The 17,241-nt window shown below is 70.2% G+C and carries 19 protein-coding genes and 1 pseudogene; 7 read left to right on the forward strand and 13 right to left on the reverse strand.

The window, feature by feature from the left end; genetic code table 11:
• Positions 1 to 147 precede the first annotated feature (147 nt).
• Genes AAFF41_RS23330 through AAFF41_RS23340 form a run of 3 tightly spaced genes read right to left on the reverse strand, consistent with a single transcriptional unit; the run spans position 148 to position 2,809 of the window.
• Positions 148 to 1,098: a hypothetical protein gene (locus AAFF41_RS23330; protein WP_343324584.1), complete on the reverse strand. Its 951-nt coding sequence runs from the start codon at positions 1,096 to 1,098 to the stop codon at positions 148 to 150.
• On the reverse strand, positions 1,095 to 2,024 hold the full coding sequence (locus AAFF41_RS23335; protein WP_343324585.1) for a hypothetical protein: 930 nt from the start codon (positions 2,022 to 2,024) through the stop codon (positions 1,095 to 1,097). The genes AAFF41_RS23330 and AAFF41_RS23335 overlap by 4 nt, the downstream gene beginning before the upstream one ends.
• Positions 2,021 to 2,809, reverse strand: a complete 789-nt coding sequence (locus AAFF41_RS23340; protein ID WP_343324586.1) for a hypothetical protein — start codon at positions 2,807 to 2,809, stop codon at positions 2,021 to 2,023. The genes AAFF41_RS23335 and AAFF41_RS23340 overlap by 4 nt, the downstream gene beginning before the upstream one ends.
• 150 nt (positions 2,810 to 2,959) lie before the next feature.
• Between AAFF41_RS23340 and AAFF41_RS23345 the strand changes: the two genes are divergently transcribed.
• Positions 2,960 to 3,322 (forward strand): DsrE family protein, encoded by a 363-nt coding sequence (locus AAFF41_RS23345; protein WP_054232393.1) that lies wholly within the window; start codon positions 2,960 to 2,962, stop codon positions 3,320 to 3,322.
• Positions 3,323 to 3,359: 37 nt separating this feature from the next.
• On the opposite strand, the gene AAFF41_RS23350 is transcribed toward AAFF41_RS23345, so the two are convergent.
• The 8 genes from AAFF41_RS23350 to AAFF41_RS23380 all read right to left on the reverse strand — a co-directional run bounded on the left by AAFF41_RS23350 (position 3,360) and on the right by AAFF41_RS23380 (position 8,653).
• Entirely contained in the window at positions 3,360 to 3,620 is a 261-nt protein-coding gene (locus AAFF41_RS23350) for a DUF3099 domain-containing protein (RefSeq protein ID WP_067371511.1), read from the reverse strand.
• An 87-nt stretch (positions 3,621 to 3,707) separates the two neighbouring features.
• Positions 3,708 to 3,995, reverse strand: a complete 288-nt coding sequence (locus tag AAFF41_RS23355) for a DUF1416 domain-containing protein (protein ID WP_054232391.1) — start codon at positions 3,993 to 3,995, stop codon at positions 3,708 to 3,710.
• 30 nt (positions 3,996 to 4,025) lie between these two features.
• Positions 4,026 to 4,865 carry a sulfurtransferase gene (locus tag AAFF41_RS23360; protein WP_319748625.1) on the reverse strand — a complete coding sequence of 280 codons (840 nt, stop codon included), beginning with the start codon at positions 4,863 to 4,865 and terminating at the stop codon, positions 4,026 to 4,028.
• Positions 4,866 to 5,005: 140 nt separating this feature from the next.
• Positions 5,006 to 5,086, reverse strand: a complete 81-nt coding sequence (locus tag AAFF41_RS51640; protein ID WP_350310325.1) for a putative leader peptide — start codon at positions 5,084 to 5,086, stop codon at positions 5,006 to 5,008.
• A gap of 256 nt (positions 5,087 to 5,342) precedes the next feature.
• The gene (locus tag AAFF41_RS23365; RefSeq protein WP_319748624.1) at positions 5,343 to 6,095 is read right to left on the reverse strand and encodes an LmeA family phospholipid-binding protein; all 753 of its coding nucleotides are present in this window, start codon (positions 6,093 to 6,095) and stop codon (positions 5,343 to 5,345) included.
• Between the two features lie 137 nt (positions 6,096 to 6,232).
• Positions 6,233 to 7,411 (reverse strand): hypothetical protein, encoded by a 1,179-nt coding sequence (locus tag AAFF41_RS23370; protein WP_319748623.1) that lies wholly within the window; start codon positions 7,409 to 7,411, stop codon positions 6,233 to 6,235.
• Positions 7,412 to 7,419: 8 nt separating this feature from the next.
• Positions 7,420 to 7,674: a MoaD/ThiS family protein gene (locus AAFF41_RS23375; protein WP_054232388.1), complete on the reverse strand. Its 255-nt coding sequence runs from the start codon at positions 7,672 to 7,674 to the stop codon at positions 7,420 to 7,422.
• An 82-nt stretch (positions 7,675 to 7,756) separates the two neighbouring features.
• The gene (locus tag AAFF41_RS23380) at positions 7,757 to 8,653 is read right to left on the reverse strand and encodes an alpha/beta hydrolase (RefSeq protein WP_343324587.1); all 897 of its coding nucleotides are present in this window, start codon (positions 8,651 to 8,653) and stop codon (positions 7,757 to 7,759) included.
• Positions 8,654 to 8,938: 285 nt separating this feature from the next.
• Between AAFF41_RS23380 and AAFF41_RS23385 the strand changes: the two genes are divergently transcribed.
• Together AAFF41_RS23385 and AAFF41_RS23390 are read left to right on the forward strand one after the other, a co-directional pair.
• The gene (locus AAFF41_RS23385) at positions 8,939 to 9,730 is read left to right on the forward strand and encodes a winged helix-turn-helix transcriptional regulator (protein WP_343324588.1); all 792 of its coding nucleotides are present in this window, start codon (positions 8,939 to 8,941) and stop codon (positions 9,728 to 9,730) included.
• Positions 9,731 to 9,801: 71 nt separating this feature from the next.
• Positions 9,802 to 10,824 carry a LacI family DNA-binding transcriptional regulator gene (locus AAFF41_RS23390; RefSeq protein ID WP_054232385.1) on the forward strand — a complete coding sequence of 341 codons (1,023 nt, stop codon included), beginning with the start codon at positions 9,802 to 9,804 and terminating at the stop codon, positions 10,822 to 10,824.
• Between the two features lie 121 nt (positions 10,825 to 10,945).
• Here AAFF41_RS23390 and AAFF41_RS23395 read toward each other — a convergent pair whose 3' ends face one another.
• Both AAFF41_RS23395 and AAFF41_RS23400 read right to left on the reverse strand, forming a co-directional pair.
• Entirely contained in the window at positions 10,946 to 11,695 is a 750-nt protein-coding gene (locus AAFF41_RS23395; protein WP_343326335.1) for an FG-GAP repeat domain-containing protein, read from the reverse strand.
• Between the two features lie 45 nt (positions 11,696 to 11,740).
• Positions 11,741 to 12,691 (reverse strand): annotated as a pseudogene (locus AAFF41_RS23400) (S1 family peptidase); the annotation flags it as partial.
• A gap of 366 nt (positions 12,692 to 13,057) precedes the next feature.
• Here AAFF41_RS23400 and AAFF41_RS23405 point away from each other — a divergent pair.
• The 4 genes from AAFF41_RS23405 to AAFF41_RS23420 all read left to right on the forward strand — a co-directional run bounded on the left by AAFF41_RS23405 (position 13,058) and on the right by AAFF41_RS23420 (position 17,157).
• Positions 13,058 to 14,278: a S1C family serine protease gene (locus AAFF41_RS23405; RefSeq protein ID WP_319748619.1), complete on the forward strand. Its 1,221-nt coding sequence runs from the start codon at positions 13,058 to 13,060 to the stop codon at positions 14,276 to 14,278.
• 34 nt (positions 14,279 to 14,312) lie between these two features.
• On the forward strand, positions 14,313 to 14,561 hold the full coding sequence (locus AAFF41_RS23410; RefSeq protein WP_054232382.1) for a hypothetical protein: 249 nt from the start codon (positions 14,313 to 14,315) through the stop codon (positions 14,559 to 14,561).
• Positions 14,562 to 14,962: 401 nt separating this feature from the next.
• Positions 14,963 to 15,694: a response regulator transcription factor gene (locus AAFF41_RS23415; protein WP_054232381.1), complete on the forward strand. Its 732-nt coding sequence runs from the start codon at positions 14,963 to 14,965 to the stop codon at positions 15,692 to 15,694.
• Complete coding sequence (locus AAFF41_RS23420) at positions 15,691 to 17,157, forward strand: sensor histidine kinase (protein WP_343324589.1); 1,467 nt, start codon at positions 15,691 to 15,693, stop codon at positions 17,155 to 17,157. Before AAFF41_RS23415 ends, AAFF41_RS23420 begins: the two co-directional genes overlap by 4 nt.
• The last annotated feature ends 84 nt before the right edge of the window (positions 17,158 to 17,241 follow it).

The raw sequence follows: 17,241 nt of genomic DNA on the forward strand, positions 1-17,241 counted from the left end.
GCAGGGTTTCGAAGAAGATCTCCACGGGGTGCTCCTCGGATGAGCGGGGTGGGCGGTACAAGAGCCGAGCCCCAGCTTAGTGGGCCGGGGCTCGGGGCTCTCTGCGAGGTACTCCTGGGCGATTCTTTGCGAGGTACCCCGGCCTGTTCAGCCGAGCAGCTGGCTCTGGAGGACCACCGTCTGCTGGAACGGCACCGCCTTCGCGGCGCCCTTGCGGGACTGCACGATCAGGGCGAGGGTGTCCCCGGCCGAGAGGTACGCCTGGCGGACCTGCTCGGCGCCGTACGGCTTGATCTCGTCGTACGCGTGGCGGATCACGTCGTCGACCGTGGCGCGGTCCGGGAACCGGTCGTCGGCCATCGCCCGCTCGGCGCCACGCAGGGCGTAGATCGGCGAGCTGTAGCTGGTCAGCCCGGGCGAGTTCACCTCGTCCGCGACGACGACGGAGTCGAACTGCAACAGGTAGATCCGTGTGTGCGTACCGTCCGGCGTCGTCCAGCCGCGCGCCGCGATGTGCCGCAGCCCGTGGTCGGTCAGCTGCTGCCCGACCGTCTCCCGGTCGTCCCGCGTGGCGTACTCCGCCAGGAACGTCCTCGTCGCCAGCCAGCCGTCCGTCCCACGCAGCGCCGTGTCGACGTGTGCGCCCTTCGGGGCGGGCAGTACGAGCCGCCGCAGGTCGGCGTAGTGGGTGCCGGTCCTGTTCGACTCGGCGAGCGGGCGCGGGCTGCCGGAGGGCAGCGGCGGCCGGGTGATCGTCGGGTAGTCCCAGCGCCCGTCCGACTCCGTCGCCAGACCGGGTACGTCGGTGCGGTCCATGCGGGTGATGCCGTACGCGACCGACGTGCCGACCGCCGCGAAGACCACGGTGGCGGCGGTCCAGCGCAGCAGGGCCCGCAGCACCCGACGGTCCTTGCGCACCGGGGCCGGTGCCTCCTCGGGCGCGGGTGGCAGCGCTTCCGGCACCTCGACCGGAGTCGTGGTCCCGTCCTCGACGGGCGTCGGCGTGGCGTTCTCGACCGGCGTGGCGTCCTCGACCGGCGTCGCGTTCTCGACCGGCGTCGCCGCCACGTCCTCGACGGAGTTCGTCCGCTCGGTCATGCCGCCTCCCCCGGCTCGGCGATGCGGTCGAGCTGCTCGCGCAGCAGCATCGCGACACCCTTGGTGTTCAACGGCTTGGCCCCGTAGGCGGTCGCGCTGACCAGCACGTCATCCTGGTAGGCGGAGCAGACCATCATGTCGAGCTTCTCGTCCTTGTCCTTGGGCGGCAGGAAGCACTCGGCGTTCTTGTGGCCCTTGATCTCGGGCCCCTTGCGGAAGATCTTGAGGGCGTCGAAGAACTCGTTCTGGAACGTCGACATACCCTTCACCGCCGCCCTGTCCTCGATCTGGGCCAGCTCGACGCTCATGGTGAAGCCGCTGTCGGCGTACAGCGTGGAGCTGAACCCGCTGGAGGTGCTGAGGTAGCTGCGCATCGCGATGCCCTCGGTGCGCTGCTTGTCGATCCGCTTCTCCAACTCCCGCCGCTGGGAACGCGGCAGGTCGCGCAGCGCCTCCTTGCGCAGAGCGGTGGCCTCGGGCCCGCTGAGCGAGGCGTCGGAGCCGAACTCGCCGATGTCCGGGCCCCGGCTCCAGCCCTCGGTGCCGTAGGGCACGAGCATCGCGGCGAGCCCCGAGGCGGTCTTCGCCGTCTTGGCGTCGTTGGGGGCGGGAACCGGGAAGGTCCAGGAAGGCGCGCCGGGGTCCCGGTCGGCGTCCTGGACGGTCACGACGGTGTAGCCGGCGCCGCCGAGGACGGCCGCGACGAGGAGCACGGATCCGGCGACGGCGGCGATGCGCCCCCGGCGGAGGGGTTTCTTGGGTTTCTTGACGGGGGCGATGGATTCGGGGTCGATGGATTCGGGCGCGACGGGTTCGGGCGCGACGGGTTCGGGCGCGACGGGTTCGGGCGCGATGGATTCGGGCGCAACGGGTTCGGGCGCGGGCTCCTGGACGGGCTGCTCGCTCATCGGTTGCTCGTCGGTCACAGCCGCTCCATCTGCCGCTCGGCCAGGTCCATGATCTTGGCCTTGGGAATCGGCTTGGTGTCGTAGATCCAGATCTCCATGGCGATGTCACCGCGCCAGGCATGCGCCTCGGCCTCGTACATCGGGAGGTAACCGGGCTTCGTGTCCGGCTTGGTGTGGACGTAGGCCATGCCGTCGCCCGTCCCCGGGACGGCCCAGACCTGGGTGCCGCTCTTCGTGTTCGCCCAGTAGCGGCCCTCGGCGGCGGCGTCGGAGGCGCCGAGTTTCTCCTCCTGCCGGTACTGGATGAGGCGGACCTCCACGCTGTACGTGCTGCCCACCGTCCAGCCGGTGGCAGCCGCACGCCGGAACTCGGCCCTGATCAGGTCGCCGAAGGCGTTGGCCGGCTTGGTGTACTCCTCCGCGTAGTCGGCGATGCCCATCCAGCCGTTTTCGCCCGGCAGGTACGCGGCGTCCCGCGTCCCCTTCGGCCGCTTGACCAGCAGCTTGCGCAGGTCGTCGTCGGTCTTCACCCGGCGGTCCCGCGCGGCGGACAGGGGTTCGGGACCGGCGCCCCCGGCCTGGACGACCACGGGCTGCGAGAGCGACGGCAGCTTGGTCGGCTCCCGGTCGGCCTGGATCAGAAAACCGGCACAGGTGCCCCCGACCAGCCCGAGCACCGCGGCCGTGGCGATCAACAGGGCCGTACGCCCCCGCCGACGTACGCGAGGCGTTTCCTCCCGGATCTCCTCAGGGATCTCCTCACGGATTTCCTCAGGGATCTCCTCACGGATCCCCTCATCCATCTCTTCGACTTCCACGACATCCCCCCACGGAACGCGACGCGCGGATTCCATATCCGCGCGCACAGGAGACCCATGGCAATCTCCCGGGGTTGTAAGGGACATGATCACGATTCGGACTCTCCCCGAACGCCCCCGGACTACCATGCGGCCATGGCGAAGAAGCTCGTGATCAAGGTGACGGCGGGGGCCGATGCCCCCGAGCGCTGCTCGCAGGCGTTCACGGTCGCGGCGGTGGCCGTGGCCAGCGGGGTCGAGGTCTCCCTGTGGCTGACCGGCGAGTCCGCGTGGTTCGCGCTGCCGGGCCGGGCCGCCGAGTTCGAGCTGCCGCACGCGGCGCCGCTGCCCGATCTGATCGACTCGGTTCTGGCCGCGGGCCGACTCACCCTGTGCACCCAGTGCGCGGCGCGCCGGGACATCACGGAGAAGGACGTCATCGACGGCGTGCGCATCGCGGGCGCCCAGGTGTTCGTCCAGGAGGCGATGGCGGACGAGACCCAGGCACTCGTCTACTGAAGGTGCCGCGCGTAGGGAAGGTGGTGCGCGCGCCCTCCTACGGGCGGCGCTTCTTGCCGTCGAGCTCGTCCCACCACTCGTCGGACTTCTGATCCCCGGACGGGTCGTCCCACCAGCGGTCCTCGGGCCCCCGCCGGTTGGCGACCATCGCGGCGAACGGCGGAATCACCATCGCCACCACACACATCCCCACGGCCACGGGAATCGACCAGATCCTTACGACTCCCCAGGCCAGGACGAAAAGACCGATGCACGTCCCCATCATGGCGAAGTAGACGTGTCGCCGTCGTGCGTACATACCTCAAGCGTAGGCCCGTACATGCCGAAGGGCCGCACCCCGGGCGTCCAACCCCGGGGTGCGGCCCTCCGGCCCTCAGAGGTGCCGTCAGACGGCGATCGCGACCTCGGCGAGGCCGCCCGTCTGGGCGACGACCGTGCGGTCCGCGGTGCCGCCGGGGACCAGGGCGCGTACGGTCCAGGTGCCCTCGGCCGCGTAGAAGCGGAACTGGCCCGTCGCGGAGGTGGGGACCTCCGCCGTGAACTCGCCGGTCGAGTCCAGCAGGCGCACGTAACCGGTGACGGGCTCGCCGTCGCGGGTCACCTGGCCCTGGATGGTGGTCTCACCGGGCTTGATCGTCGAGGCGTCGGGGCCGCCGGCCTTCGCTCCACACATATTTCGATTCCGTCCTTCAGGCCTTGAGGGTTACTTGTTGGCGCCGAGCTCGATCGGGACGCCGACCAGGCTGCCGTACTCGGTCCAGGAGCCGTCGTAGTTCTTGACGTTCTGCACACCGAGCAGCTCGTGCAGCACGAACCAGGTGAGCGCGGAACGCTCACCGATACGGCAGTACGCGATGGTGTCCTTGGCGAGGTCGACCTGCTCCTCGGCGTAGAGCTCCTTGAGTTCGTCGTCCGACTTGAAGGTGCCGTCGTCGTTGGCGTTCTTCGACCACGGGATGTTGCGGGCGCTCGGGACGTGGCCCGGACGCTGCGACTGCTCCTGCGGAAGGTGGGCCGGGGCGAGCAGCTTGCCGCTGAACTCGTCGGGCGAGCGGACGTCGACCAGGTTCTGCGAACCGATGGCCGCCACGACGTCGTCGCGGAAGGCGCGGATCGCGGTGTTCTGGGCCTTGGCCTTGTAGTCGGTCGCGGCGCGCGCGGGCACCTCGACGACCAGGTCGCGGGAGTCGAGCTCCCACTTCTTGCGGCCACCGTCGAGGAGCTTGACGTTCTCGTGGCCGTACAGCTTGAAGTACCAATAGGCGTAGGACGCGAACCAGTTGTTGTTGCCGCCGTAGAGGACCACCAGCGTGTCGTTGGCGATGCCCTTCTCCGACAGGAGCTTCTCGAAGCCCTCCTGGTCGATGAAGTCACGGCGGACCGGGTCCTGGAGGTCCTTGGTCCAGTCGATCCGGATCGCGTTCTTGATGTGGTTCTTCTCGTACGCGGACGTGTCCTCGTCGACCTCGACGATGGCCACGCTCGGGTCGTCCAGGTGGTCCTGGACCCAGTCGGCGTCGACCAGGACGTCGCTGCGGCTCATGCTGTTTCTCCTCCGGGGCAGGTGCGGCGGGGCGGTGCGTTAGACAGAGGGTGCGCGGTCATGCCTGTCGAGGCTGCGCGGCGCGCACGGGGACCCTGGCGAAGAGGGGCCAGGGGAGGGCGGACGGACGAATGTCCCGCTCAGAAGGTGCGACAGAGCATGGCGGCGACGCGGCACAGGTCTACTGCCCGCCGCTTCGTGAGATCCGCCTGTCGCTTCATGGGTCCGATCGTAGGGACGGACAGGCGGGCATGTCACCGGTGTGTCGGATGCTGAGATGCGATCGTCCGGGATGTGGGACGCCTTCATCGCCGGGGTGGCCTCCGCGGGGATTCCGGGCGGCCGTACCCGTCATCACGCCGATCGCACATCTGCCGTACGGACGGGCCCGTCTCGCCCCTCGGACAGCTCTCCGGTGCAGTCTCCCTGACCTCTGCCCTCGGGCCGCTGACCTCAGTCCTCCGGCCGCTGCCCCGTCTACCCGACCAGCTTGACGTTCGAACCCTTCACGGAGACGTCCACGCCGTTCGCTCCCGCCTGGACGGTGTCGAGCTGGATGCCGCCCGGCAGCTCGCCGATCTTCTGCTCGAAGTCGGTGATCGCGCGCACCCGGTTCTCGGCGAGTGCGACGCCCAGCTTGGGGAGGGAGTCCGCGTGCACCTTGACCGTGTTGCCGCCGACGACCGTGACCGAGCTGAGCACGGAGACCGGCTGGGGCACCTTGGTGCCGCCGATGCTGACCTCGACCGCCACCTTGATCTTGCCGTTGCCGCCGTCGGAGAGCCCGACGACCCGGGCGGTGACCCCGGGACCGACCTGCGTGGGCTGGGACTTGGCGGTCTTGAGCAGCTCGGCGTACCCGATGGACGCGGAGCCGGTGGCGCTGTTCGCGGTGGCGGAGCTGTAGTCGCCGTTGAAGGCGACGCCGTGCATCTCGGCGTTCAGGTCGTCGATACGGATGGTGCCGGTGCCGCCCGCACTGCCCGCGCCGCTCGTCGACGCCTCGTAGTCCTTGATGCCGATCTTCACGTCGTCGAGTTCGCCACCGACGACCTGGGTGAGGAAGGGGAAGCCCTTGATGGACACGTCCGGCGTGCTCGCCAGGCCCTCGGTGCTCCTGATCCGGTCCGCAGCCTTGTTCTCCGCGAAACCGACCGCCACCCGGTCCGCGATCACGAACAGGCCGCCGAGAATGACGGTGACGATCAGGATTATTCGCAGTGCACGCATGCGCGGTGTTCCCTCACCTCGAACGGATCCGGACGACCGAGTGGCCCTCCCTCGCGAACCTAACTCCGAAGGGCCCCGCGACGGGGGCCCTCCGAAGTAGTTGTAGATCACCTGTGACGAACCAACCGCCACCGGCCCTAGCCGAGCGCGCGGCCCAGCAGGTAGACCACGGGGGCCGCGGCGGCCAGCGGCAGAGCCACGCCCGCGGTGAAGTGGACGAAGCGGGACGGGTAGTCGTAGCTGGCGACCCGGTGGCCGATCAGCGCGCAGACCCCGGCGCCGAGGCCGAGGAAGGCCCCCTTGCTGCCCAGGTCCGTCATCCCGCCGGCCGCGATACCGGCGCCCGCGGCGGCCAGCAGCGCCACCACCACGGAGGCCGCGGTGGGCAGCGGCAGAGCGCGGGCGAGGATCGCGGCGGCGACCGCGGCGGCGCCCACCGTGACGGCGTCGGGCTCGGCCGCGAGGTGCCCGGTCGCGATGATCGCGAGAGCCGCCGAGGCCACGGTCGCCATCAGGCCGTACATCCGGGTGTCCGGGTCGGCGTGGCTGCGCAGCTGCAGGACGAGGGTGAGCAGGACCCACACGCCGAGGGTGCCGAGGATCGCGGCGGGCGCGTTCTCCCGGCCCGCCGCGAGGAGCGCGACGTCCGCGGTGACCGCGCCGAGGAACGCCAGCGCGATGCCCTGACGGGCCGGCCACATCCCGTTCAGCCGGAACCAGCCCGCCGCGGTGACGGCCTGAAGGAGGACGAGGGGGACGACGAGGGCGTACTGCCCGATCGCCGCCGTCCCGGAGAGCAGCAGTCCGAGCACCGCGGTGAGCACGGCGGGCTGGATGCCGGGTTCGATGATCGGGGAGCGGCCCTCGGCGCGGGCGCGCTGGGCGTCGGTGACGCGGGCGTTGCCGGTGACGGTCGGGGGGCCGTAGCCGGAGGCGCTGTCAGGGGTGACCGCGCCGCCGGTGCCGGTGCCGGGCGCCTGCTGGACAGGGGGCTGGTACGTGGGCGTCCACTCCGGTGCCGGCGCCGGGGCCTCCTGCGGCAGCGGTTGCCCGACCGTGCCGTACGTCTGCGGCTCGGGGTACGCCTGGTAGCCCTGCGGCGGCAGATACGTCGTGTCCGCCGCCGGCATGGAGGGCTGCACCTGGGTCTCCCAGGTCTGCCCCTCCCACTGCTGGGTGTGCTGCGGCCACTCGGGCTGCTGCGGCGGCTGGTGCTGCTGAGGCTGCCCCTGCCGCTGTTGCTGCTGAGGCTGTGGATACGGGTCGTACCCCTCGTAGGGACCCTCGTACCGGCCCTCGTACGGCTGGTCGCTCATCGTCTCGCTCACCCTCCTGCGAACGGCGGGAGCACCTCGACCGTGCCGCCCTCGGCCAGCCGTACGGTCTCATGTTCGCGAGTGCCCACGGGGTCACCGTCGATGAGGAAGGAGCATCGCCGCAGCACGCGGACGAGTTCTCCGGGGTGTCGCACGCGGGCCGCGTCGAGCGCCTCGGCGAGCGTGCCCGCGTCGTACGGCTCCTCCGCGACGCCCGCCGCGGCCTTGGCGGCGGCCCAGTAACGCACCGTGCCCTTTGCCATCTCGTTCCTCAATCGTGTTTTCCGTGAACACGGATCAGTCATCAGTGGTTGGTCATCCGTGGTTTCTGTGAACACGGTCAGGCTAGCCCGCCGCCGCGACGGCCCATGCCCCGATACGGCCGAGCAGCTCGTCGTCCGCCGCGTGCTCGGCGTGGCCCATCCCGTGCTCGATCCACAGCTCGGCGTGGCCGCCGGAGGCGGCGGCGAGCATCCGCGGGTGGTCGACCGGGAAGTAGCCGTCCTGGTCGCCGTGGACGATCAGCAGCGGAGTGGGCGCGATGAGCGGGACCGACTCGACCGGGGAGATCGGCACCGGGTCCCAGTCACGGTGGTGGATCCGGGTACGCAGACCGTATCGGCCTACCACGCGGCCCACCGGCCGGGTTACCAGCCAGTGCAGGCGCCGCATAGGGGCCGTACCCCGGTAGTACCAACGGGCGGGTGCGCTCACCGAGACCACGGCGTCCGTACCCGCCTCTGTGCGCCCCTCGTGCTCCATCTCCGCGCCCCGGTCCGGGCCACCGTCCGGGCCACGGTGCAGCGCCGCGTGCCGCAGCACCACCGAACCGCCCATCGAGAAGCCGACGGTGGCCACACGCGTGTGCCCGAGTTCGCGGGCCCAGGCCACCGCGGCGGCCAGATCGTGGACCTCGCGGTCACCGACCGTGGAACTGCCGCCGGAGGCGCCGTGACCACGGAAGGAGAAGGTGACCACCGCCGCGTGCCGGGCGAGGACGGCCGCGGCGTGACGCACGTGCGGACGGTCCAGATCGCCCGTGAAGCCGTGCGCGACGACAATGACCACATCGTTCAAGCCAGTGGCCGAGTCACCAGAAGGCCGCGTTCCAGGGTCGTACGCCGCATCGATCGTCACCCCGTCGACCGTGTGCAGAAACCTCCGCAAAGGGGTGCGCGGGAGCGTCTCAAGGGGTGGACGATCGGAAGATCCCGTCGCTTGACCTGCCGGACCTGAGCTCATGTGGGCTATTCTGCTGGGCAGAGGACTCGGGCAGCGTAGCCCCCGGGTCCTTTTGTGCTTTCTGAAGCGTTGTATACGAAGCGGGAAACCGCAGGTGTACGGAGCCCACGAACGCATAGAACGTGTGGCGACCCCCTGTGGGCCGTCCGGCGACTCCCAGGGGCGCGGGAGCCGCACCGTAGGAAGCAGTGCCGCAAACGTCCTCGCAGGGACCGAGGAGGAACCAGACGTTATGGGCGAGCGAACCTTGCATGACCGTAGGACGACCCAGGCAGGTGGGGCGCGATGAGTTCTCTGCTGCTCCTGACCAATGCTCTTCAGCCGTCGACGGAGGTGCTTCCCGCTCTCGGCCTGCTCCTGCACAACGTGCGAGTGGCTCCGGCGGAAGGCCCCGCTCTCGTCGACACCCCCGGTGCCGACGTCATCCTGATCGACGGCCGGCGTGACCTCCCACAGGTGCGCAGTCTGTGCCAGCTGCTGCGCTCGACCGGGCCCGGCTGTCCACTGATCCTCGTCGTGACGGAGGGCGGCCTCGCGGCCGTCACCGCCGACTGGGGCATCGACGACGTGCTCCTGGACACCGCGGGACCGGCGGAGGTCGAGGCACGGCTGCGGCTGGCCATGGGCCGCCAGCAGATCGTCAACGACGACTCCCCGATGGAGATCCGCAACGGCGACCTCTCGGTCGACGAGGCGACGTACAGCGCCAAGCTCAAGGGCCGGGTCCTCGACCTGACCTTCAAGGAGTTCGAGCTCCTCAAGTACCTCGCGCAGCACCCGGGCCGTGTCTTCACGCGCGCCCAGCTGCTCCAGGAGGTCTGGGGCTACGACTACTTCGGCGGCACGCGGACGGTCGACGTCCACGTACGACGGCTGCGCGCGAAGCTCGGACCCGAGCACGAGTCGCTGATCGGTACCGTCCGGAACGTCGGTTATCGATTCGTTACACCTGAGAAGGTGGACCGCGCCGCGGACGAGGTGAGGGCCAGGGCGGCCCAGCCAAAGCCGGAGGATGCGGACGAGACGCCGCACCTGGACGCCGTCGAGACGGTCGAGGCGGCGGCGGAGGCGCAGTAGGCGATAACGGAGGCGCAGCAAGCCTCCGTACGCCCTGCCCAGCGGCGGGTCCATCCGCGTAGACTCCGCGCGTGGCCAAGGTGACGAGGGACGATGTAGCGCGACTGGCGGGTACGTCCACCGCCGTTGTCAGCTATGTCATCAACAACGGACCGAGGCCGGTTGCCCCGGCCACGCGCGAGCGCGTTCTCGCCGCGATCAAGGAACTGGGGTACCGGCCCGACCGGGTCGCCCAGGCCATGGCGTCGCGGCGGACCGAGCTCATAGGCCTGATCGTGCCGGACGCGCGCCAGCCCTTCTTCGGGGAGATGGCGCACGCTGTCGAGCAGGCCGCCGCCGAGCGCGGGAAGATGGTGCTCGTCGGCAACTCCGACTACATCGCCGAGCGCGAGGTCCACTACCTGCGCGCCTTCCTCGGCATGCGGGTCTCCGGGCTGATCCTCGTCAGCCACGCGCTCAATGACAACGCTGCCGCGGAGATCGACGCGTGGGACGCCCGTGTGGTGCTGCTGCACGAGCGCCCCGAGGCCATCGACGACGTCGCCGTCGTCACGGACGACGTCGGCGGCGCCCAGCTCGCCACCCGCCACCTCCTCGAACACGGCTACGAATACGTGGCCTGCCTCGGCGGCATCGCGGAGACCCCGACCGTCGGCGACCCGGTCTCCGACCACGTCGAGGGCTGGCGGCGCGCGATGCAGGAGGCCGGGATCCCCACCGAGGGCCGCCTCTTCGAAGCGCCGTACAACCGCTACGACGCCTATCAGGTCGGCCTGCAGCTGCTCGGCGGTCCCGACCGCCCGCCCGCCATCTTCTGCTCCACCGACGACCAGGCCATCGGCGTGCTGCGCGCCGCGCGTGAGCTGCGCATCGATGTTCCGGGACAGCTGGCCGTGGCCGGTTTCGACGACGTCAAGGAAGCCGCGCTGACGGATCCGCCGATGACGACGATCGCCTCCGACCGGTCGGCGATGGCGCGGGCCGCGGTGGATCTCGTACTGGATGACGGGTTGCGGGTCGCGGGGTCGCGGCGCGAGCGGTTGAAGGTGTTTCCGTCGCGGTTGGTCGTCCGGCGTTCTTGTGGTTGTGAGTAGCTGCGGGCTTGTGGGTCGAGTAGCTGCGGGCCGGATGTGGCTGGTCGCGCAGTTCCAGCGCCCCCAAAGGGGCGCGCCTGCCCCCGCGGGATCACGGAGGCAGGCGCATCCTGGTGCTGAGCTAGAACAGCAGGTTGTACTGGTTGAAGCCGCTGCCCAGGCCGATCCGTGAGCCGAAGAGGCTGCTGGAGGCCTTGTTGGTGCCGGGGTAGAGCCAGAGCTTGCCGGCGGAGTCGCGGGTGATGACGTCCGCGATGCCGTCGCCCGTGACGTCGCCGTTGGAGACGTACGAGGTGAAGGTGAAGCCCGTACGCGCCTGGATCCGCGCCGCGAACGGGGTCTTCTCGACCTGCGTGCCCCGGTAGAGGTACAGGACGCCGGAGCTGTTGCGGACCAGCAGGTCGGCCCTGCCGTCGCCGGACAGGTCGCCGTGGCCGAAGATCTTCACATTCTTCCAGGCCCTGTCGACGACCTTGACCTTGCCGTAGAACTGGCCGTTGCCCTTGCCCGGGTAGAGGTAGACCGAGCCGTCGGCGTCCACCGCGACCAGGTCGGGGCGGGCGTCACCCGTCATGTCGCCGGGGATGGCGTACGACTTGTAGCCACCCCACACCGTGCTGATCTGCATCCAGTCGTACTCGCCGGAGGTGTGGTTCAGGTAGCTGCGGTACAGCTTGCCGTCCCCCTTGTCGCGCATGATCAGGTCCTGGTAGAAGTCCCGGTCCAGGTCCGCCTGGAGGACCCAGCTGGCGTTCTGCCAGCCGCTGCCCTGGTAGGCGCGGGCGGCGAGCGAGGTGCCCTTGCTGTCCTGCTGGAAGAGGCCGCCGGACGGCGTGCGCTCCAGCAGGTCGGCCTTGCCGTCGAAGGTCATGTCCGCGTCGTCGATGCGCGGCTGGGCGGCCCAGGTGTACGAGGACACCTTGGTGAACACCGGGTAGGCGCCCTTCGCGGTGCAGCCCGCGACGCCCCACGAGACGATGCCGACGACCTTGCCGCCGACGATGACGGGACCGCCGGAGTCACCGTTGCAGGGGCTCTTGGTGCCCTCGTCGGTGCCGGTCGCCGGGGTGCCCGCGCAGAACATCGCGCCCTCGACGAAGTCGTCCTCGCCGAGGACCGACTGCATCGCGGAGTTGCAGGTGGAGTCGGCGACCAGCGGCAGGGTCACCTTGCGCAGGTTCGCCGACAGGTCGGCGCCGTCGGCGCCGGAGGTCAGGCCCCAGCCGTAGACGGTGGCGGAGTTGCCGGCCTTGTAGGAGGCGCTGTCACCGGCGGCCACCAGCCGCTGCCACTACTGGTCCAGCGGGCGGTCGAGCGTGAGGACCGCGATGTCGTTCTGGACGGTCGTGGAGTTGTAGCGCGGGTGGTTCCACTGGCGGTAGACGCCCGCGACCGTGCCGCTGGTGTCGTCCAGCAGTCCGGTGGCGCCGGCCAGCACCGCGCCGTTCTTCACCCAGTCCAGGCCCGCGACGCAGTGGGCCGCCGTCAGGACCTTGTTCGGGGCAACGAGGGTGCCGCCGCAGAAGTAGCCGACGCCGGCCGAGCTGTCGTAGTAGGAGAGCTGCACCATCCACGGCGCGGAGGAGATCGTCGTCTCGGTGCCGCCGATGATGAAGGGTGTCTTCTTGGGGGTCGTGTCCGGGGTCGCCCGGTCCTTGACGGCCGCGGCGACCCGGCCGCGCAGCTCCTTGTCGGAGACGGTCGGCTTCGCGGGCTGGGACTGGCTCACCTGCGGCAGCGAGGGTCCGTCCGCCGCGGTGGCGGGCCGCGCCGCGAAGGCGCCGGCGCAGGTCAGCGCCAGCGCGAGAGCGGCCGTCGGCAACGCCGTGGCGGGGCGTCTCCAGCGGTCGCGCAGGGCACGTATCACTCAGGGCTCCTGGTGTGGGTGCGTGTGGATTCCATGGAGGAGGCCCGAGAAGGGCGTACGACGCACCGGCCCGATCGACGGCGGCGTCGCCGGCCATGGCCGGCAACCGCCCGCATCGATGCAGGCACACCGCGGAGCCCCCCTCCGGCGCGGAGATCGTAGGCCTCATCCGCCCCAGAACACATGTACTACACAGCAGACAGACAAGTATTCGTCCGTCGCCTTCCGTGACATCACCCCCACGCAACCCGCTGTTTCCCGGATTTCAGCGGGCCCCGGGCGTCTTTATATCGGGCATACGAGGTTCTGTCGGGCTTCTCAGCGGCCGCTCAGGAAGCTCTCATGATCGGGGGACAAGCTTTTTCCATGACCGAGAGCTTCCGCCGCAGCGGCGAGTACCCCCAGGGCGACGACCACCAGGCGACCGACCCCATGCGGGCGGCGTACCCCCAGCAGCAGCCCGTCTCTTCCTCTCCCGTGAACCCCGAGTGGCCGCCGCCCCCGGCGTACGCGCCGGTCGCTCCGGTCGCCGTCGACCCGGGTACCACCGTGTGGCCGGGCTCCGGTCAGGGGGGCGACGGCGGTGCGGGCGGTCACGGCGCAGGCGGCGCCTACGCCGGTTACCCCGAGCCGGACGCCGTCTCCTCCACCGCGGTACTCCAGGCGCAGCCGGTCCCGGCCGCCCCGGCCCCCGCGCCGAAGAAGCGCGCGAAGGGCACGATCGCCCTGCTCGCCGCCGTGGCGATAGTCGCGGCCGCCATCGGAGGCGGCACCGCGTACGGCATACAGGAGCTGACCGGCAAGGACACCGCGTCGAGCAGCACCAGCACCACCGTGGTGGCCGCCGCCAAGAAGGGCACCGTCGCCGGTGTCGCCCAGGCGGTCAGCCCGAGTATCGTCGAGATCAGCGCGACCTCGAACGCGGGTTCGTCCACCGGCTCGGGTGTGATCATCTCGTCCAGCGGCGAGATCATCACCAACAACCACGTCATCTCGGGCGCCTCCGAGATCAAGGTGCGGCTGAGCAGCGGCAAGTCGTACACCGCGAAGGTGGTCGGCACCGACAGCAAGAAAGACCTGGCGCTCATCAAGCTCGAGAACGCGCCCTCCGGCCTGAAGGTCGCCACGCTCGGCAACTCCGACGGCGTCCAGGTCGGTGACGACGTCGTCGCGATCGGCTCCCCCGAAGGACTGACCGGCACCGTCACCAGCGGCATCGTCTCGGCGCTCAACCGTGACGTCACCGTCTCCACGGACGAGAGCCAGGGCCAGCAACGGCAGCAGGGCGGCGGCAGCGGCCAGTGGCCGTTCTCCTTCGGCGGCCAGCAGTTCAACGGCGACACCGGTTCCTCGACGACCACGTACAAGGCCATCCAGACCGACGCGTCCTTGAACCCCGGCAACTCCGGCGGCGCCCTCATCGACATGAACGGCAACATCGTCGGCATCAACTCCGCGATGTACTCGGCCGCCAACTCCTCGTCCAGCTCGTCGAGCGCGGGCAGCGTCGGCCTCGGTTTCGCCATCCCGATCAACACCGTCAAGTCGGACCTCGCCAGCCTGCGGGCCGGCGGTTCCGACAGCTGAGTCCTTCTCGGCCAAGTCCTTCTCGGAGGTTGAAATGATCACTCGCGTCTCCCACGGCATCGAAGGCACCGACCCCGCCGGGCTCGACCTGGCCCTCTCCGTCGCCCGTGAACTGCACCGGCCGGCGCCCCGGGCTCCGGAGGTGACGGTCCCGCAGTCGCAGAGGACGGTCCCGCAGCCCCAGATGATGGGCCTGCACACCTCCGCCGATCACCCGCACCGCCGCAAGGTCCCGCTGAGCCGCCTGAGCCGCCTGAGCCAGCTGAGCGCGCTGGGGGTCTGAGCCGACGAGCACTCCGCGGTCCCTGAGCGGGCTGAGGAGGCCGAGGGGGCTGAGGAAGCCGAGTGAGCCGAGCACGCTGAGTGGGCCGGGCAGGCCGAGTGGGCCGGGCAGGCCGAACTCGCCGAACTCGCCGAACTGGCTGCAAGCCTGAGCCGACGAACCGGCCCGGCCGATCCCCGCCGATCCGGACCCATCCCCGTCGCCCCGTAGATCCCGACCGATCCCCGTCGATCCCGGCTGATCCCCCCCCCGATAACCGTCGATTCCGACCGATCTCCGCCGATCACCGTCGATTCCGACCGATCCCCGCCGATCTCCGCTGATCCTTTCTGCCCCGGCCGGAACGTGCGAGGCTGAAAGCGTCCGGCCCCCTCCCACCGCACCCCTAGGAACCCACGCCCATGAGCCCCGCCGAAGGCGACCGTGAAACCCAGCGCATCCTGATCGTCGACGACGAGCCAGCCGTGCGCGAAGCACTTCAGCGCAGCCTCGCCTTCGAGGGATACGACACCCAGGTCGCGGTCGACGGAGCGGACGCGCTGGAGAAGGCGACCGCGTACCAGCCCGACCTGGTCGTCCTGGACATCCAGATGCCCCGGATGGACGGCCTGACGGCCGCCCGCCGGATGCGCGGGGCGGGCACGACGACCCCCATCCTGATGCTGACGGCCCGCGACACCGTGGGCGACCGTGTGACCGGCCTCGACGCGGGCGCGGACGACTACCTGGTCAAGCCGTTCGAGCTGGACGAGCTGTTCGCCCGGGTACGGGCACTGCTACGACGCAGTTCCTACGCGACCGCGACGGTCGGCACCCCGGACGACGACGCGCTGACCTTCGGCGACCTTCGGATGGACCTCGCGACGCGCGAGGTCACGCGCGGGGGCCGGGCGGTCGAACTGACCCGCACCGAGTTCACCCTGCTGGAGATGTTCCTGGCCCACCCGCGCCAGGTCCTCACCCGCGAGCAGATCCTCAAGGCGGTCTGGGGCTTCGACTTCGAGCCCTCCTCCAACTCCCTCGACGTCTACGTCATGTACCTGCGCCGCAAGACCGAGGCGGGCGGCGAGCCGCGCCTCGTCCACACGGTGCGGGGCGTGGGGTACGTCCTGCGGTCGGGCGGCGCCGAGTGATGAGGATCCTGCGCCGGTTCAAATCCCTGCCGATCCGCTCCCGGCTGGCCATGCTGGTCGCGGCGGCGGTGGCGTTCGGGGTGGCGGCGGTTTCGGTGACCTGCTGGTTCATAGTGCGGGGGAAGTTGTACGACGAGATCGACAACACCCTCAAAGCACAGAAGGGACCCATTGCCTACGGATCGTTCCAGCGCGCCATAAAGAACTGCGGCAAGGACCCGAAGAGCGGCAGCGACGGCCCCCGCGGGCGGTCCGAGTACTACTCCCAGGTGGTCCAGGCAGACGGAACCGCCTGTACGTTCGACGGCTCCGCAGGCACGGTGAAGGTCACCGAGAGCGACAAGGACGAGGCCAAGAACCCGAGCTGGGACGTCACCAGAATCCGCACCGGAACCGACAGCGAGGGCAACGACGTACAGGTGATCACCACGCCACTCGTCGTCGCCGGCGAGGTTCCGGGCAGCGGCCCGGTCCTGGTCCAGGACGCGTCCTTCCTCGTGGCCATCCCCCTGAAGAGCACCCAGGCCACCCTCAACGACCTCGCCCTCGTCCTCCTCCTCGTCTCGGGCATCGGAGTCGTCGGCGCCGGAGCCGCCGGCCTGGCGGTCGCCCGCGCGGGCCTGCGCCCGGTCGACAAGCTCACCGAAGCCGTGGAGCACGTGGCGCGCACGGAGGACCTCTCCATCCGTATCCCCGTCGAGGACGACAGCGAGGACGAGGTCGCCCGTCTCTCCCGCTCCTTCAACTCGATGACGTCCGCCCTCGCCAACTCCCGCGAGCTGCAACAGCAGCTGATCGCCGACGCGGGCCACGAGCTGCGTACGCCGCTCACGTCGCTGCGTACGAACATAGAGCTCCTCACCCGCAGCGAGGAGACGGGCCGCCCGATCCCCCCGGCGGACCGCAAGGCACTGCTGTCGTCGGTGAAGGCGCAGATGACGGAGCTGGCGGCGCTGATCGGCGACCTGCAGACGCTGTCGCGTTCGGACGCGGACCAGTCGGGCGACCGTATCCAGGTGGTCGACCTCCAGGAAACGGTCGAGGCGGCCCTGCACCGGGCCCGCCTGCGCGGCCCCGAGCTGACGATCACGGCGGACCTCCAGCCCTGGTTCGTACGGGCGGAGCCGTCCGCGCTGGAGCGGGCGATCGTGAACATCCTCGACAACGCGGTGAAGTTCAGCCCCGAGGGCGAGGCCATCGAGGTCATCCTCAAGGCCGGCGAACTGACCGTCCGCGACCACGGCCCCGGCATCCCCTCCGAGGAACTCCCGCACGTCTTCGACCGCTTCTGGCGCTCCCCGTCCGCCCGCGCACTGCCGGGCTCGGGCCTGGGCCTGTCGATCGTGGCCAGGACCGTGCAGCAGTCCGGCGGCGAGGTGTCCCTCCAACCGGCGCAGGGCGGCGGAACGGTGGCGACGCTACGGCTGCCGGGCGCGCCCACGCCGCCCCCCGAGGCTCCATAGGACCACCGCCTCCACAGGCTCCCGCAGGCCCGCCGACAACGCCGGGCGCCGCGCGCCCCCGTCCCTCACCGGACGGGGGCGCGT

Origin of the sequence: Streptomyces mirabilis (genome assembly GCF_039503195.1) — a bacterium.
Taxonomy (GTDB): domain Bacteria; phylum Actinomycetota; class Actinomycetes; order Streptomycetales; family Streptomycetaceae; genus Streptomyces; species Streptomyces mirabilis_D.

Excerpts from the sequence above, each read along its gene's own strand:
- AAFF41_RS23330 (WP_343324584.1), bottom strand. The coding sequence starts at position 1,098 with ATGACCGAGCGGACGAACTCCGTCGAGGACGTGGCGGCGACGCCGGTC.
- AAFF41_RS23410 (WP_054232382.1), top strand. The coding sequence starts at position 14,313 with ATGATCACTCGCGTCTCCCACGGCATCGAAGGCACCGACCCCGCCGGG.
- AAFF41_RS23340 (WP_343324586.1), bottom strand. The coding sequence starts at position 2,809 with ATGGATGAGGGGATCCGTGAGGAGATCCCTGAGGAAATCCGTGAGGAG.
- AAFF41_RS23350 (WP_067371511.1), bottom strand. The coding sequence starts at position 3,620 with ATGTACGCACGACGGCGACACGTCTACTTCGCCATGATGGGGACGTGC.
- AAFF41_RS23365 (WP_319748624.1), bottom strand. The coding sequence starts at position 6,095 with ATGCGTGCACTGCGAATAATCCTGATCGTCACCGTCATTCTCGGCGGC.
- AAFF41_RS23345 (WP_054232393.1), top strand. The coding sequence starts at position 2,960 with ATGGCGAAGAAGCTCGTGATCAAGGTGACGGCGGGGGCCGATGCCCCC.
- AAFF41_RS23375 (WP_054232388.1), bottom strand. The coding sequence starts at position 7,674 with ATGGCAAAGGGCACGGTGCGTTACTGGGCCGCCGCCAAGGCCGCGGCG.
- AAFF41_RS23380 (WP_343324587.1), bottom strand. The coding sequence starts at position 8,653 with ATGAGCTCAGGTCCGGCAGGTCAAGCGACGGGATCTTCCGATCGTCCA.
- AAFF41_RS23370 (WP_319748623.1), bottom strand. The coding sequence starts at position 7,411 with ATGAGCGACCAGCCGTACGAGGGCCGGTACGAGGGTCCCTACGAGGGG.
- AAFF41_RS23360 (WP_319748625.1), bottom strand. The coding sequence starts at position 4,865 with ATGAGCCGCAGCGACGTCCTGGTCGACGCCGACTGGGTCCAGGACCAC.
- AAFF41_RS51640 (WP_350310325.1), bottom strand. The coding sequence starts at position 5,086 with ATGAAGCGACAGGCGGATCTCACGAAGCGGCGGGCAGTAGACCTGTGC.
- AAFF41_RS23395 (WP_343326335.1), bottom strand. The coding sequence starts at position 11,695 with ATGACCTTCGACGGCAAGGCCGACCTGCTGGAGCGCACGCCGTCCGGC.
- AAFF41_RS23385 (WP_343324588.1), top strand. The coding sequence starts at position 8,939 with ATGAGTTCTCTGCTGCTCCTGACCAATGCTCTTCAGCCGTCGACGGAG.
- AAFF41_RS23355 (WP_054232391.1), bottom strand. The coding sequence starts at position 3,995 with ATGTGTGGAGCGAAGGCCGGCGGCCCCGACGCCTCGACGATCAAGCCC.
- AAFF41_RS23405 (WP_319748619.1), top strand. The coding sequence starts at position 13,058 with ATGACCGAGAGCTTCCGCCGCAGCGGCGAGTACCCCCAGGGCGACGAC.
- AAFF41_RS23415 (WP_054232381.1), top strand. The coding sequence starts at position 14,963 with ATGAGCCCCGCCGAAGGCGACCGTGAAACCCAGCGCATCCTGATCGTC.